Consider the following 14,004-nt stretch of genomic DNA (forward strand, 5'->3'; position numbering starts at 1 on the left):
TCCCACTGGGAGAGGGTTAGGGTGAGGGGCCCATCAAGCCAGGCTCTTGCTCACCACCTCATACACATCACTCGACAGCTGCCCCGACGCCCGAATCCGCTCCAGCTCGCCCTTCATCAAGGCCTGACGCGCATCGTCATATTTGCGCCAGCGGGTCAGCGGCGCCAACTGCCGCGATGCGATCTGGGGGTTGAAGCCGTTCAGCTCGATCACCAGATCCGCGAGGAAGCGATAACCGGAACCGTCCGCCGCGTGGAAGTTGATCAGGTTCTGTCCGGCAAATGCACCGACCAGTGCACGCACCTTGTTCGGGTTCTTGATGTTGAACGCCGGGTGCTGCATCAACGCTTTCACGCGCTCCAGACCGCCTGGCAAAGTACTGCCGGCCTGCACGCTGAACCACTGATCCATGACCAGAGGATTGTCCTTGAAGTGCTCGGCGAAACTGGCCAGTGCCAGTGCTTTCTGCTCTTCGAACGGCGAGTTGACCAACACCGCCAGCGCCGTCAAGCGCTCGGTCATGTTGTCGGCGCTTTCGAATTGCTCCAGCGCCGCCGCCAGTACTTCCGGCTTGCCGCTGAGCATCAGGTACGACAGCGCAATGTTCTGCAGCGCGCGACGAGCAAAGTGCTCGGCCTCGGCCACATACGGGGTCTTTTTCGACAGATCACGATTGGCTTGATAACGCAGCCAAAGGGCTTCGAACAAACCTTCCGCCAGTTGCTGACGAGCGAACTCACGGGCGATGTGAATGGCATCGACATCAGCCACTTCGCTGATTTCAGTGAGGTACGCCTCACCCGGCAGCGAGAGCATTTCCGCGACCATCGCCTGATCCAGCGACTCATCCGACAGCACCGTGCGCAACGCTGAAACCAAACGCGGATCGAGCTTCAGGCTTTCGCCCTTCTGCTGCTGGCCAATCAGCTCTTGCAGCACTTGCACTGACAGTTGCTGACCGGCATCCCAGCGGTTGAAGCCGTCGCTGTCGTGTTGCATCAGGAACATCAACTGATCGCGGTTGTACGGGAAGCTCAGTTTCACCGGCGCCGAGAAACCACGCAGCAGCGAAGGCAGCGGCTGTTCAGCGATGTCAACGAAAGTGAAGGTCTGCTCGGCTTCGGTCACCGAGATCACGCGGGTGGTGCCTTGCGCCGACGCTTCGCCGCTCAGACGCAGGGCAATTTCGTTGCCCTTGCTGTCGAGCAGGCCCAACTCGACCGGAATCACGAACGGCAGTTTTTCAACTTTGTCCGGGGTTTCCGGGCAGCTCTGGCGGAAGGTCAGGCTGTAGGTTTTCGCGGCAGCGTCGTAAGACTCGCTCACCGCCAGACGCGGTGTGCCGGCCTGGCTGTACCAGCGCTTGAACTGGGTCAGGTCGACGCCGTTGGCATCTTCCATCGCCTTGATGAAGTCGTCGCACGTCACGGCTTGGCCGTCATGACGTTCAAAGTACAGATCGCTGCCCTTACGGAAACCTTCAGCGCCGAGCAAGGTATGGATCATGCCGACCACTTCCGAACCCTTCTCATAAACAGTCAGGGTGTAGAAGTTGGAGATTTCGATAAAGCTGTCCGGGCGCACAGCGTGAGCCATCGGGCCGGCATCTTCGGCGAACTGGTGGGTACGCAGGTAGGCGACGTCCTGAATGCGCTTGACCGTGGCCGAGTTCATGTCGGCGGAGAAGCCGGAATCACGGAACACGGTGAAACCTTCCTTCAGCGACAGCTGGAACCAGTCGCGGCAGGTCACGCGGTTGCCCGACCAGTTGTGGAAGTATTCGTGAGCAACGATCGCTTCAACGCGCTGGTGTGCGGCGTCGGTCGCGGTTTCGGCGCGGGCCAGTACGGCGCTGGAGTTGAAGATGTTGAGGCCTTTGTTCTCCATCGCGCCCATGTTGAAGTCGTTGACCGCGACGATCATGAAGATGTCCAGATCGTACTCGCGACCGTAAACCTCTTCGTCCCAGCGCATCGACTTCTTCAGGCTGTTCATCGCGTGCTGGCACTTGTCGATGTTTTCCGGCTCGACGTAAATGCGCAGTGCAACATCGCGGTTGGTCATGGTGGTGAAGCTGTCTTCAACGCACCACAAGTCACCGGCCACCAGCGCAAACAGGTACGCCGGTTTCATGAACGGGTCTTCCCACGTCGCCCAGTGCCGGCCGTCTTCGCCCGGGCCCGAGGCGATCGGGTTGCCGTTGGAGAGCAGCACTGGATAGCTGTGCTGTTCGGCGACCACGGTGGTGGTGAACTTGCTCATCACGTCCGGGCGGTCAAGGTAGTAAGTGATCTTGCGGAAACCTTCGGCCTCGCACTGGGTGCAGAACATCGTGCCGGATTTGTACAGGCCTTCCAGCGCGGTGTTGGTTTCCGGGTGGATCCTGACGCTGGTGTCGACTGTGAACGTTTCGGCGGTCGGCTGCAGGGTCAGATGATTCTCGGACAATTCATAGTCAGCAGCGCCAAGCTCTTTATCAGCCAGCGTCACCGACAACAACTCCAACTGCTGGCCATCGAGCACCAGCGGCGGCAGGCCCGGGCCACGTGCCGGGTTGCGGCGCATCACCAACTGCGCGTGCACCAGGCTGTGATCCTCGAACAACTCGAAGGTCAGGTGTGTTTCGTCAATCAGGTACTCGGGCGCCTGATAGTCCTTCAGGTAAATCATCTTCGGTTGTTCGGTGCGCATGCTGGGGTCCTTATTGATGCACGGCGAGCTGATAAGCCGTGTACTTGCGAATATTGATCACGCCGGTATCGAAGATCAGGTACTGGCCTTTGATCCCCAACAACGTGCCTTCGGCAATCGGGTTCTTGTCCAGGTTGAAGCTGACGATTTTGGCCGGGTATTGCTCGACCGGATAGCGGATTTCCAGCGGTTCGACATCGGCAATGGTCTGAATCGCCTGCAGGCCGAATCGCTCTTGCAGGCCTTGCAGACCTTCAGCGCAACTGTCGAACAGTTGATCGCGCACTTGTGCCAGATTGACCGCCACCGCATCGCCCTTGAGCAACGCGCGCCAGTTGGTCTTGTCGGCCACTTGGCTGCGGAACAAATCTTCGACGAAGCCCGACTGCTGCCGCGTCGAAACGCGCATGATCGGCAAGGCCTGACACGCGCCCTGATCGATCCAGCGGGTCGGCAGTTGCGTTGCACGGGTGATGCCAACCTTGATGCCAGACGAGTTGGACAGGTAAACCACGTGATCGGTCATGCAGAACTGCTCGCCCCACGCAGGATCGCGGCACGTGCCGGCGTCATAGTGGCAGCGCTCCGGGCTCATGATGCACAGGTCGCACTGCGCCAGTTTGGTCATGCACGGGTAGCAATAGCCCTGACTGAAACTGGTCTTGGTTTTACGCCCACAATGGGTGCAGTGAATCGCCCCCAGGTACTCCAGACGCACCGTGGTGCCGATCAACGGGTTGACCGGCACCTCGACGTCATCCAGACGAAACGCGTATTGCACATTCGGCCCGTCCAGGCGCGCCGACATTTTGCTGATTGCACCGCGGCCAATCTCGATCAATGGATGGCATCCGACTTGAACAGGATGTTCGGCACTTCGATCGACTTCGATGCACATTCCTGCGGGCCCATGTAACCGGTGCGCTGGTCTTCAGGCAGGTTCTGGATTTCCCAGGCGATCATCGCCTGCAACGACAGCTCGCGCTGCTCGGCGGTGAGCTTGCCACCGTCGGACCATTTGCCGATTTCCACGGCCAGCTTCAGGCTCTCGTAGATGTCCGGGGTGATGTTGTTGATCATGTCGTTAAAAGAGGACATCAGGGTCTCCGTGCTCTTTATCTACAGAAAAATTTTAGGCGGCCAGTTTACGGCGGTTATACAAACCGCCCAACAAACCGGTGAAGCATCCGATGAGTAACCCGCTGACATGCGCGGCGTTGGCGATTTCGCCGAAGCCGATTACCGAGATCAGCCCCGACATGCACACCAGCAACCACACCAGCATCATCACCAGCACGCCACGCGGCAGGCGATAGGCCGGGTTCGGCGCCAGCAGCTGGAAGATCCAGCAGTGCCCGAGCAAGCCGTAAAGTACGCCGGACAGCCCGCCGAACAAGGTCGCGCCGCTCCAGACAAACTGCGCGTAGTTGGAAACGAGGCTGAACAGCAGCGTCAGCCCGATCAGGTTGATGCTGCCCTGACGCGACTCGATGCGCCGCCCCAGTTCCCAGTACCACATGCCGTTCATGGCCAGATGGAGGATGCCGAAGTGGATCAGCATCGGTGTGACCAGCCGCCACCACTGCCCCGCCGCCAGACTGTCGGCTAACGGCGTGAAATGGATGTACTCGCCAACTACCTGAAAATCGAGGAAGGTCAGCCAGCGCAGCGTTTGCAGGTTCTCACCGAGGTAGGTCAGCCCGCCAACGATCAGGCACAACAACAGGATGAACCCGGTGGCCTTGGCGTATTTCAGTTGCTCGGTGAAGCTCGGCCGCTTGAAGGTCGGCGCGACGGGAATGTCCATTTGCTGATCGGGATCACCTGCCGGGAAGCGCTCGTACAGCGAGCGCACGTCTTCGCTGATTTCCGCCGGTGCCCACAGCACTTGTTCGCCCGCCTCTTCGCTGACGCGATGCGGCACTTGCATGCGTTGCAGCAGTTTGACGAAACCGCTCAGATCGACTGCCAACGGCAGTCGCAATACCGCTACCGCACTCATTGCAGCACCTCCGGCCGCTCGACATCGACCCAGACAAATTTATGCGGATCCAGACGTGTTTCCTGATCCAGACGATAGGCCACCAGTTTGCCGTAGAGCACCGCGCTGTAATCCAGACACGCGAGGTTCGGGCGGATCGGCGCCGGTTTGCCGCTGCGCCAGTAGTGGCCGACGAACAGCAACGGCTCGTCGACACCGTAGCGCAGCAGGTTATTTTTTTCGCTGGAGGTCAGCGGCTTCTGCGCCACCGGATCGGGCAGCGCATCGGGCTGGAAGACGATATCGCCGTAGGTCTTCGGATCGTCTTCCCAGAACTTGGTGCGGAAGAACGAACGCACCAGGCCATCGCCGCTGGTCATGGTCAGACCATCCGGCAGACGCATGTCGGTGCCGCGCAACAGGCGGTCGAACACGGTGCAGGCGAAACTGTCCGGCACCGCCGAGGCCTGCAGGAAGTGTTCATCGATGCAGCCGTTGGGGAACAGCGCGCGCAACGGTTCGATCAGTCCGGCATCCCAACAGGCATGCACGACGCGGAAACGTCCGGCGTCGACAAACAGCGGCAGCTCATAGAACCAGCGCTGGAAATCATGCCAGTCGCCTGGATGGTCTTCGAACTGGGTCAGGGTTTCGTGCAGCAGACGCGCATGGCGCGGCGTGTGTTCGCGGACGAACTGCTTGCCGCTGCCCGGCGGCGCCGGCGTGCTCCAGCCGAGGGCGTTGAATTCGTGGTTGCCCATGATGCACAAGGCCTGGCCGGCCTCGACCATGTCGTGGACGATGTGCAGCGCCTCGCGAATGCGCGGGCCTCGGTCGATGATGTCGCCGACGAACACGGCCATGCGCGATGGATGCCGCCAGACCCCGCCCTGCTTGTGATAACCGAGGCGGTCGAGCAAGTGTTCGAGGGTCAGGGCGCATCCGTGCACGTCACCAATCAGGTCATAACTGCGCGCGGGATCGAGCATCAGTCGCCTCCACCGCCCAGCTTGCTGCCCCAGCCGAGCTTGGTGCGGCAGACTTCGTAGTAGTTGTGATCAAGCGGGTGAATCAGGCGCAGCTTCTGCGCTTTCTTGCTGACGGTGATGGTGTCGCCCGGCGCGCAGGTGAAATGGTTCTGCCCATCGCAGGAGACTTGCGGGTAAATCTGCATGTTTTTCGACACGACGATTTTCAGCTCACTGTTGCCATCGACCACAATTGGCCTGCTTGACAACATATGGGGGTACATCGGCACGATCACAATGGCATCGAGTTTGGGATGCATGATCGGCCCGCCGGCGGACAGCGCGTACGCGGTGGAACCGGTCGGCGTGGCGACGATCAGGCCATCGGCCTTCTGGCTGCAGACGAACTGGCCGTCGATGTACAACTCGAACTCGATCATCCGCGTCGATTTGCCGGGGTGCAGCACCACATCGTTGAGCGCATCGCCCTGGCCGATGGCCTCAGCATGGCGGCGCACTTCGGCTTGCAGCAGGAAGCGGTTTTCCACCAGATAGTGGCCGTCGAGCACTTTGGCGACTTCGACTTCCAGCTCGTCCGGGCGAATATCGGTGAGAAACCCGAGGCTGCCACGGTTGATCCCCAGCACCGGAATATTGTGTTTGGCCAATGCCCGCGCGGCGCCGAGCAGGCTGCCGTCACCGCCGACGACGATGACCATGTCGCAGACTTCGCCGAGCATCTTGCGCGACGAGGTCTGCAGGCCGTGGCCCGGCAGGACTTCGGCGATGGTGTCTTCGAGGATCACATGCAGGTGACGATCGAGCAGAAACCGTTTCAGTCGGCGGACGGTATCCAGCACCTGGGAACTGCCCAGGCGACCGATGATGCCGATATTACGAAATTGCTCCATGGGACCTCTGCGGACAATCGAAAACGCGAAAAACCCGATTATGGGCGAAAGCGCCGGTTAGACAAAATCCTTTCAGCCTCAAGGGTGTGCTCGTGTTTACGGCTATGCTCGCAAGATGATCCTATTTCCCGACTTGCTTCAGTTGCCTCACCAATTACGCCATCCGGAAGTGCGCGATCTGGCGTGGGTGATCCTCGCCCCGCCGATGCTTGCTACCACGCCGTGGCCGCAGCGCCATCCGCTGGCGGGCAGCGATTGGGTGCATGACCCGCAGCGACTGGAGCACTGGTTGCGCCAGCTCGACCGCGACAGTTATGGCTTATTGCATTGGCTGTCGCAGGCGCGCACGCGGCGTCTGGGCTTGTATTACGAACGGCTGTGGCAGTTTGCCGTGGAGCATGCGCCGGGCATTGAACTGATCGCCGCCAACCTGCCGATCCGCCGCGAGGGCCACACCCTCGGCGAGCTGGACATGCTGTTGCGTGACCGCGACGGCGTGCATCACCTGGAACTGGCGATCAAGCTTTATCTGGGCCCGCAAAATGGCGACGGTCGTGATCCCGCGCAGTGGCTAGGCCCGGGTTGTCATGATCGGCTGGATCGCAAACTAGCGCATCTGGCCGAGCATCAACTGCCGATCTCCGCGCGTCCGGAAAGCCGCGAAGTGCTGGCGGCGCTGGATATCGAGGTGTTCAGCGCGCAGCTGTGGCTGGGTGGTTATTTGCTGTACCCGTGGCCCGGGCAGGCTGAATCACCGAACGGTGCGCATCCGCAGCATTTACGCGGGAGCTGGTTGCATCAAAAGGATTGGCCGGCATTTGTTGCGCAACGTCCGGCCGGACGCTGGCAACCCCTGCCCCGCCATGCATGGCTGGCGCCGGCGCATTACCCGGCGGATCAGACCTGGACATTGGAGCATTTACGGATGTGGCTGGAAGACCTCGAGCCGCTGGCACCGGCACAGCTGATGGTGCGCCTGATCGAGAATTCGCAGGGGGAATGGGAAGAGGCTGAGCGGTTGTTTCTGGTCTCCGATCTTTGGCCGAATGTACCCGGTCAGGCCTGAAGTTTTTGTGGCGTTTGTACCGGCCCTATCGCGAGCAGGCTCACTCCTACATTGGAATGCGTTCCCCTGTAGGAGTGAGCCTGCTCGCGATAGGGTCACCTCGGTCTATAGGGAAAGCCGCAAAGCCAAAGCCGCCAACGTCACCAACAACACCGGCACCGTCAACACAATCCCGACCCGGAAGTAATAGCCCCAGCCAATGTGAATCCCCTTGCGCTCCAGCACATGCAGCCACAACAACGTGGCCAGACTGCCAATCGGCGTGATCTTCGGCCCCAGATCACTGCCAATCACGTTGGCATAAATCATCGCCTCCTTGACCACTCCGCTGGCCTGACTGGCATCGATCGACAACAAGCCAATCAACACCGTCGGCAAGTTGTTCATGATCGACGACAGCAACGCCGTCAGCACCCCGGTGCCCATTGCCGCACCCCAGACGCCATGACCGGCGAAGACATCCAGCCAACCGGCCAGATACCCGGTCAGCCCGGCATTGCGCAGGCCGTAGACCACCAAATACATGCCGAGCGAGAAAATCACGATCTGCCACGGCGCTTCTTTCATCACCTTGCGCGTGGAAATCTTGTGACCGCGAGCGGCGATGCCCAGCAGCAGTGCGGCGCACACGGCGGATATCGCACTGATCGGAATGCCCAGCGGCTCCAGCGCAAAACAACCGATCAGCAGAATCACCAACACCGCCCAGCCGGTATAAAACGTGGCTTTGTCATGGATCGCGGTTTCTGGATGCTCAAGTTGCTCAGGGTCATACGTCGATGGAATGTCGCGGCGGAAAAACCACAGCAGCATGCCCAGCGTCGCCGCGACGCTGACGAAGTTGACCGGCACCATCACCGCTGCATAGCGGTTGAAGCCGATGTGAAAGAAGTCCGCCGAAACGATGTTGACCAGGTTCGACACCACCAGCGGCAGGCTCGCGGTGTCCGCGATAAACCCCGCGCCCATGACGAAGGCCAGCGTCGCCGCCGGGGAAAACCGTAGCGCGAGCAACATCGAAATCACGATCGGGGTGAGGATCAGCGCCGCGCCGTCATTGGCAAACAACGCCGACACCAGCGCGCCGAGCAGCACCATGAAGGCAAAAAGCTTGCGCCCACTGCCGCGTCCCCAGCGCGCCACATGCAGCGCGGCCCAGTTGAAGAACCCGGCTTCGTCGAGCAACAGACTGATGATGATCAGCGCGACGAAGGTGCCGGTGGCATTCCAGATGATCTGCCACACCAGCGGGATATCGCTCAGGTGCACAACGCCGAAGATCAGCGCCAGCACCGCGCCAAGCGTCGCACTCCAGCCGACGCCGAGGCCTTTGGGCTGCCAGATCACAAGGGTAATGGTCAGCAGGAAAATCAGTGACGCAGCGAGCATCCGCAACAGCCTTAAATTGAAATGGGGTTATGAAGCCAACACAAAACCTGTAGGAGTGAGCCTGCTCGCGATAGCGGACTGTCAGTTACCAATTGGTCGACTGACACACCGCTATCGCGAGCAGGCTCACTCCTACATTGTTCCGTGTACAGGTTACTTCTTGTGTTGTTCTACGAATTGTCCGTACGCATTGATAAAACTCTGCAGAAAAGGTTTCACCGATTCGCTCAATTTTCCCGCCTCATCAAACGCCGAACCCGCGCCGCCCAGGTACGCTTCTGGCTGCTGCATGCACGGCACATTGAGAAATACGAACGACTGGCGCAGATGCTGGTTCGCGCCGAAACCACCGATAGCGCCGGGCGATACACTGATCACCGCGCCCGGCTTACCACTCCAGACAGCTTTGCCATAAGGCCGCGAACCGACGTCAATGGCGTTTTTCAACGGCGCCGGCACCGAACGGTTGTATTCGGGCGTGACAAACAGCACCGCGTCGGATGAACCCACTTTTTCCCGGAAAGTGCTGTAGGCTGCCGGCGGTGAATCACCGTCGATGTCTTCGTTGTAAAGTGGCAGATCGCCAATTTCGACAATCTCAAGTTTGAGGTTCGCCGGTGCCAGCTCCGCCAGTGCCAGGGCGACCTTGCGATTGATCGATGCTTTACGCAGGCTACCGACCACTACAGCGACGTTGTAGACATTGCTCATGGAAGACTCTCGATGGTCCGTGGGAGGAGCCAGTAGTTATAGATGATCCGGTGACGATTCCACCAGCACACAATGGGAAATTCCCGCGCGCTGATTATTTTTTTCCTGTAGGAAAACTTACAGGCCTTGATGGCGGTCTACCAAGCCGCAAATCAAGCGTTTTATCTCCAGAGGTTCTAAGCAGATGGCAGCAGTACTCGTCGGTCAGTTCCATGCAAGAGATGCGGAAGGCCGCGTTTATTCCGTGCATGAGTTCCAGGAATCCACCCCGTCGGACGACGGTCTCACTGGCTCGGAGCCGATTTACCGACTGGCCATTGGCGATCGCATTAAAAAGATCGATGACCAGACATTCGAACTGGTTCAGTCCGGCATCACCCTGATCCGCGAACCCGAGCCAACCATCGCTTCATAACTGGCCGTTATGAGCAGAAGTCATATGCGCAGACTTGGGGTAGGATTCAGCCACTGACCCCACCTGCTGAACATGGACTTCACGCATGCGTTTACGTCATATCGAAGTGATTCAGGCGCTCTTGCAGACCGGTCACCTGGGCACCGCCGCCGAATGGCTGCAGTTGCCGGTGGGCGAGGTCGAAGAGCGTTTGCGCGAAGCCGAGAGTCAGTTGGGGTTCATGCTGTTCGCCAGCGTGCGCGGACGCCTGCAATCGACGCCCGAAGCACGGGCGTTGCAGGTGGAAATCGCCCACGTTTATGAAGCTCTGGAACCCGTGCAACGGTTGGCCAGCAGCCTCAAGCAATACCTCGCCCCGCCACTGCGCATCATCGGCACCCCGCCGCTGGCGCAACAGTTACTCCCGCAAAGTCTCGCCGCCCTGCGCCGACGTCTGCCGGATGCGCCGTGCAGCCTGCTCAGCGCGCCGACCCGCGACATCGTCCGCAGCCTGTTGCTGCGCGAGAGCGATCTGGGCTTGAGCCTGCACGATCCCGAACACCCCGACATTGATTGCCGGCCACTGGCCCAGGGCAAGCTGCAATTGCTCGCGCCCCACGGTTGGTTGCAACCGAAGCAGAAATACATTTCTTTGCAGGATCTCGCTGGCCAGGCGATGGTCGGCCTAGAAGGTCAGGACCCGCTGAGCCCGGCGCTGGAAAACAAGCTGCAGGCCTTGCGCCCGGCGCCAAGCATCCAGACCCGCGTGCAAACCCATCAGATGATGCGCAGCATGGTCGAGGCCGGCGAAGGCCTGGCCATCGTCGACCCGTTCACTGCATTGGGCGCACGCTCTGCCGGGCTGGATGTCTGCCCGCTGTCGCCAGCGGTGCCGATCAGCCTGTACGCCCTGACCTTCAAGCACGCCGCGCCGTCAGCGGCGATTCAGACCCTGCTCGCCATCGTCACGGAACAAGCCGAGGCGATGCTGTCGAACTGAGCGGGTTTTCCAGTGGATTATCGAACAATCGGTACCAGAACAGCGCCACTTCGGCGGTGTTCGGATCAATGCCGCGATAGCGCAACTGGTCCACGCCACCAATCACGTAGCCGCAGCGCTCATACAACCGACAGGCGCCGAGGTTGTTGTTCTGGGTTTCGAGCATGATCCCCGGCAGCTTTTTCTTGCGGCTCCAGAACTGCGCGACATCGAGCAACGCCTTGGCCACACCATGCCGACGAGCCGGCGCGTGCACCGCCAGCTCGTCGATATGCGCGAAGCCGTTCCAGTTGGTGCTGATCACCAGATGGCCAACCGGCTCATCGTCGAGATAGGCCATGAAAATCGCGCTGTCCGGCGCGTTGTGAAAGGCGCTGAACTCCTCCGGATCGATGCCGTAACACTTGCGGTACGGGATGATCGGCGTCACCCGCCATTGCTCGACCGGCTGGCCAATCACGGCCGCGCCATAGGCGGCGACTTCGAAACTGAAGTCGCTGCCCCAGATATACGGCGCAAAGCCTTCATCGGCGACACGCACCGACAGCCCTGGGTATTTCGGATTCATGACCGGTTGCATACTGGGAAATGTCCTCATTCCTTGACGCAATCGACGGTGTATTGCCGTCCATTGCCTTCGTCTTCGTGCTGCAATCCATGCACATCCACGACAAAACCGGGGAAGCTGCTATCGAACGTGCGAGCAAATTTCAGGTAATCAATGATCGAGCGCGTCGATTCGGTAAAGCGTTCGCCGGGCATGATCAGCGGAATCCCCGGCGGATACGGCACCAGCATCACTGCGGCAATGCGTCCTTCGAGCTCATCGATGGGCACCGCTTCGACTTCACCACGTACCAGATGATCGTAGGCATGAGCCGGTTTCATAGCAATTTCCGGTAGCACGGTGTACATGCGTTTAAGGTGTTTGGCCGTGGCGTTGCTGCGATAGCAGGCGTGCAGTTGATCACACAAATCGCGCAGGCCCATGCCGCGATAACGCGCGGTGTCTTCTTGTGCCACGCACGGCAGGCAGGTTTCCAGACGCACGTTGGCATCGTAACTGCGTTTGAATTCCAGCAACTCGGTGAGCAGCGTGCTCCATTTGCCCTTGGTGATGCCCATGGAGAACAACACCAGAAATGAATACAGACCGGTTTTTTCAACAACCAGGCCACGCTCCCACAGAAACTTGCTGACCACCGCCGCCGGGATGCCCTTCTCGCTCAGTGCACCGCCGGCGTTCAGCCCCGGCATTACCAGCGTGACCTTGATCGGATCGAGCAGGACGTAATCGTCACTGACTTCACCAAAACCGTGCCAGTCGGCCTGCGGTTGCAGCAGCCAGTCCTCCGTCTGTACGCGGTCAATGCCCTCGACACCCGGCGGCTGCCAGATCGAAAACCACCAGTCATCAGCGTCGATATGCTGGCGCAGATTGGCCAGCGCGCGGCGGAAGCTCAGCGCTTCATCGAAGGTTTCCTGCAACAGCGAACGCCCGGCCGGGCCTTCCATCATCGCCGAGGCAACGTCCAGCGAGGCAATGATGCTGTACTGCGGCGACGTCGAGATATGCATCATGAACGCTTCATTGAAACGATCGCGATCCAGTTGCCGCGCGCCGCCGTCCTGCACATGAATCATCGACGCCTGACTAAACGCGGCAAGCAATTTGTGCGTGGAATGGGTGGTGAACACCAGCGGGCTGTCTGCGCTGCGCGAGGTGGCCATACCATAGCGCCCGGCGAAGAATTCGTGAAACGCCGCGTAGGCGTACCAGGCTTCGTCGAAATGCAGTACTTCGACACTGTTGCCGAGGTTTTGCTTGATCAGTTCGGCGTTGTAGCAGAGGCCGTCGTAGGTCGAGTTGGTGACCACCGCGAGTTTGACTTTTGGCGCACGGTCCTTGGTCAGCGGGCTGGCATCGATCTTCGCCTGAATCGATTCGCGGCTGAATTCGCTCAGTGGGATCGGGCCGATAATTCCCAGTTCATTACGCTCCGGGCACAGGTACAACGGAATCGCGCCGGTCATGATGATCGCGTGCAACACCGACTTGTGGCAGTTGCGATCGACCAACACCAGATCATCGCGGCCAACCATCGAATGCCAGACAATCTTGTTGGCGGTCGAGGTGCCATTTATCACGAAAAAGGTGTGATCAGCGCCGAAATTGCGCGCCGCACGCTCTTCGGCTTCGGCGAGCGGCCCGGTGTGATCGAGCAGCGAGCCAAGCTCCGGCACGGACACCGACAAGTCCGAACGCAAGGTGTTTTCGCCAAAAAACTGGTGAAACGCCTGCCCCACCGGACTCTTGTGATACGCCACGCCACCACCATGGCCAGGGGTGTGCCAGGAATAATTGGAATCGGCGGTGTGCTGCACCAACGCTTTGAAAAACGGCGGCAGCAAGCCGTCCAGATACTTGCGCGCCGCCCGCGCCACTTGCCGGGCCAGAAACGGCACGGTGTCTTCAAACAGATAGAGAATGCCGCGCAGTTGATTGAGCTCGGCCATGGCATCGGCCGGGGCATTTTCCAGGGTAACTTGCTCGCCCAAGGCAAAGATTGGCAAATCCGGTGCGCGCACCCGCGCGAGACCAATCAGTTCGGCCATGTTCTGCAGCAGATGGGAATTGGTGCTGGCGTCCTCGGCGGCAATCAGCATGCACGCGAGGCCGTGGTGGGTCGACGCCACCAACCGCCCTTCGGTGTAGTCGATAGCCGAAACGATATTGAAACCTTCCTGCTCCAACTCCCGGGCGATGCCACGGATACGGTCACCGGCGACCGTGTCGGCCTTGATGTCGCGATGGACGATCAACACCGGAAACTTCAAATCTTTGTACATGGGGCTCAGTGTCCTGAGGCGGCGGCTCAATGTCTGCCAATGC

Annotated in this window: 13 protein-coding genes; 3 read left to right on the forward strand and 10 right to left on the reverse strand. The window is 59.9% G+C overall.

Going from position 1 to position 14,004, the window contains the following annotated elements:
- Positions 1-33: 33 nt before the first annotated feature.
- The 6 genes from pepN to ACI514_RS13245 are packed head-to-tail and all read right to left on the reverse strand — an operon-like array spanning position 34 to position 6,551.
- On the reverse strand, positions 34-2,691 hold the full coding sequence (gene pepN, locus ACI514_RS13220; protein WP_160057473.1) for an aminopeptidase N: 2,658 nt from the start codon (positions 2,689-2,691) through the stop codon (positions 34-36).
- Between the two features lie 10 nt (positions 2,692-2,701).
- Entirely contained in the window at positions 2,702-3,532 is an 831-nt protein-coding gene (locus tag ACI514_RS13225) for a DUF2797 domain-containing protein (protein WP_160057472.1), read from the reverse strand.
- Positions 3,529-3,789 (reverse strand): YeaC family protein, encoded by a 261-nt coding sequence (locus ACI514_RS13230; protein WP_007919229.1) that lies wholly within the window; start codon positions 3,787-3,789, stop codon positions 3,529-3,531. The genes ACI514_RS13225 and ACI514_RS13230 overlap by 4 nt, the downstream gene beginning before the upstream one ends.
- A gap of 34 nt (positions 3,790-3,823) precedes the next feature.
- Positions 3,824-4,693: a rhomboid family intramembrane serine protease gene (locus ACI514_RS13235; RefSeq protein ID WP_405124023.1), complete on the reverse strand. Its 870-nt coding sequence runs from the start codon at positions 4,691-4,693 to the stop codon at positions 3,824-3,826.
- The gene (locus ACI514_RS13240) at positions 4,690-5,661 is read right to left on the reverse strand and encodes a metallophosphoesterase (RefSeq protein WP_093430727.1); all 972 of its coding nucleotides are present in this window, start codon (positions 5,659-5,661) and stop codon (positions 4,690-4,692) included. Before ACI514_RS13240 ends, ACI514_RS13235 begins: the two co-directional genes overlap by 4 nt.
- Complete coding sequence (locus tag ACI514_RS13245) at positions 5,661-6,551, reverse strand: NAD(+) kinase (RefSeq protein ID WP_003224174.1); 891 nt, start codon at positions 6,549-6,551, stop codon at positions 5,661-5,663. Before ACI514_RS13245 ends, ACI514_RS13240 begins: the two co-directional genes overlap by 1 nt.
- A gap of 115 nt (positions 6,552-6,666) precedes the next feature.
- Here ACI514_RS13245 and ACI514_RS13250 point away from each other — a divergent pair, with 115 nt between their 5' ends.
- A complete protein-coding gene (locus ACI514_RS13250) occupies positions 6,667-7,617 on the forward strand; it encodes a DUF1853 family protein (protein ID WP_405124024.1) in 951 nt (316 codons plus the stop codon).
- Positions 7,618-7,722: 105 nt separating this feature from the next.
- Here the strand turns inward: ACI514_RS13250 and ACI514_RS13255 are convergent, their stop codons facing one another.
- Both ACI514_RS13255 and ACI514_RS13260 read right to left on the reverse strand, forming a co-directional pair.
- Positions 7,723-9,006, reverse strand: a complete 1,284-nt coding sequence (locus ACI514_RS13255) for an arsenic transporter (RefSeq protein WP_160057469.1) — start codon at positions 9,004-9,006, stop codon at positions 7,723-7,725.
- 153 nt (positions 9,007-9,159) lie between these two features.
- Positions 9,160-9,717 carry an NADPH-dependent FMN reductase gene (locus ACI514_RS13260; protein ID WP_007910565.1) on the reverse strand — a complete coding sequence of 186 codons (558 nt, stop codon included), beginning with the start codon at positions 9,715-9,717 and terminating at the stop codon, positions 9,160-9,162.
- A 184-nt stretch (positions 9,718-9,901) separates the two neighbouring features.
- On the opposite strand from ACI514_RS13260, the gene ACI514_RS13265 reads away from it, so the two are divergent.
- Together ACI514_RS13265 and ACI514_RS13270 are read left to right on the forward strand one after the other, a co-directional pair.
- Positions 9,902-10,132, forward strand: a complete 231-nt coding sequence (locus ACI514_RS13265; RefSeq protein ID WP_160057468.1) for a hypothetical protein — start codon at positions 9,902-9,904, stop codon at positions 10,130-10,132.
- An 85-nt stretch (positions 10,133-10,217) separates the two neighbouring features.
- Entirely contained in the window at positions 10,218-11,111 is an 894-nt protein-coding gene (locus ACI514_RS13270) for a LysR family transcriptional regulator (RefSeq protein WP_405124025.1), read from the forward strand.
- Here the strand turns inward: ACI514_RS13270 and ACI514_RS13275 are convergent.
- Both ACI514_RS13275 and ACI514_RS13280 read right to left on the reverse strand, forming a co-directional pair.
- Positions 11,077-11,691 carry a GNAT family N-acetyltransferase gene (locus ACI514_RS13275; protein WP_160057466.1) on the reverse strand — a complete coding sequence of 205 codons (615 nt, stop codon included), beginning with the start codon at positions 11,689-11,691 and terminating at the stop codon, positions 11,077-11,079. The two genes, ACI514_RS13270 and ACI514_RS13275, sit on opposite strands and share 35 nt — an antisense overlap.
- 14 nt (positions 11,692-11,705) lie before the next feature.
- Positions 11,706-13,961 carry an Orn/Lys/Arg decarboxylase N-terminal domain-containing protein gene (locus tag ACI514_RS13280; RefSeq protein WP_405124026.1) on the reverse strand — a complete coding sequence of 752 codons (2,256 nt, stop codon included), beginning with the start codon at positions 13,959-13,961 and terminating at the stop codon, positions 11,706-11,708.
- Between the last annotated feature and the right edge of the window lie 43 nt (positions 13,962-14,004).

Source organism: Pseudomonas sp. M20 (assembly GCF_045037865.1).
In the GTDB taxonomy this organism is placed as follows: domain Bacteria; phylum Pseudomonadota; class Gammaproteobacteria; order Pseudomonadales; family Pseudomonadaceae; genus Aquipseudomonas.

Bases quoted from the DNA above. Each gene is read 5' to 3' on its own strand.
- pepN (WP_160057473.1), bottom strand. From the start codon at position 2,691: ATGCGCACCGAACAACCGAAGATGATTTACCTGAAGGACTATCAGGCG.
- ACI514_RS13230 (WP_007919229.1), bottom strand. From the start codon at position 3,789: ATGTCCTCTTTTAACGACATGATCAACAACATCACCCCGGACATCTAC.
- ACI514_RS13235 (WP_405124023.1), bottom strand. From the start codon at position 4,693: ATGAGTGCGGTAGCGGTATTGCGACTGCCGTTGGCAGTCGATCTGAGC.
- ACI514_RS13240 (WP_093430727.1), bottom strand. From the start codon at position 5,661: ATGCTCGATCCCGCGCGCAGTTATGACCTGATTGGTGACGTGCACGGA.
- ACI514_RS13245 (WP_003224174.1), bottom strand. From the start codon at position 6,551: ATGGAGCAATTTCGTAATATCGGCATCATCGGTCGCCTGGGCAGTTCC.
- ACI514_RS13250 (WP_405124024.1), top strand. From the start codon at position 6,667: ATGATCCTATTTCCCGACTTGCTTCAGTTGCCTCACCAATTACGCCAT.
- ACI514_RS13255 (WP_160057469.1), bottom strand. From the start codon at position 9,006: ATGCTCGCTGCGTCACTGATTTTCCTGCTGACCATTACCCTTGTGATC.
- ACI514_RS13260 (WP_007910565.1), bottom strand. From the start codon at position 9,717: ATGAGCAATGTCTACAACGTCGCTGTAGTGGTCGGTAGCCTGCGTAAA.
- ACI514_RS13265 (WP_160057468.1), top strand. From the start codon at position 9,902: ATGGCAGCAGTACTCGTCGGTCAGTTCCATGCAAGAGATGCGGAAGGC.
- ACI514_RS13270 (WP_405124025.1), top strand. From the start codon at position 10,218: ATGCGTTTACGTCATATCGAAGTGATTCAGGCGCTCTTGCAGACCGGT.
- ACI514_RS13275 (WP_160057466.1), bottom strand. From the start codon at position 11,691: ATGCAACCGGTCATGAATCCGAAATACCCAGGGCTGTCGGTGCGTGTC.
- ACI514_RS13280 (WP_405124026.1), bottom strand. From the start codon at position 13,961: ATGTACAAAGATTTGAAGTTTCCGGTGTTGATCGTCCATCGCGACATC.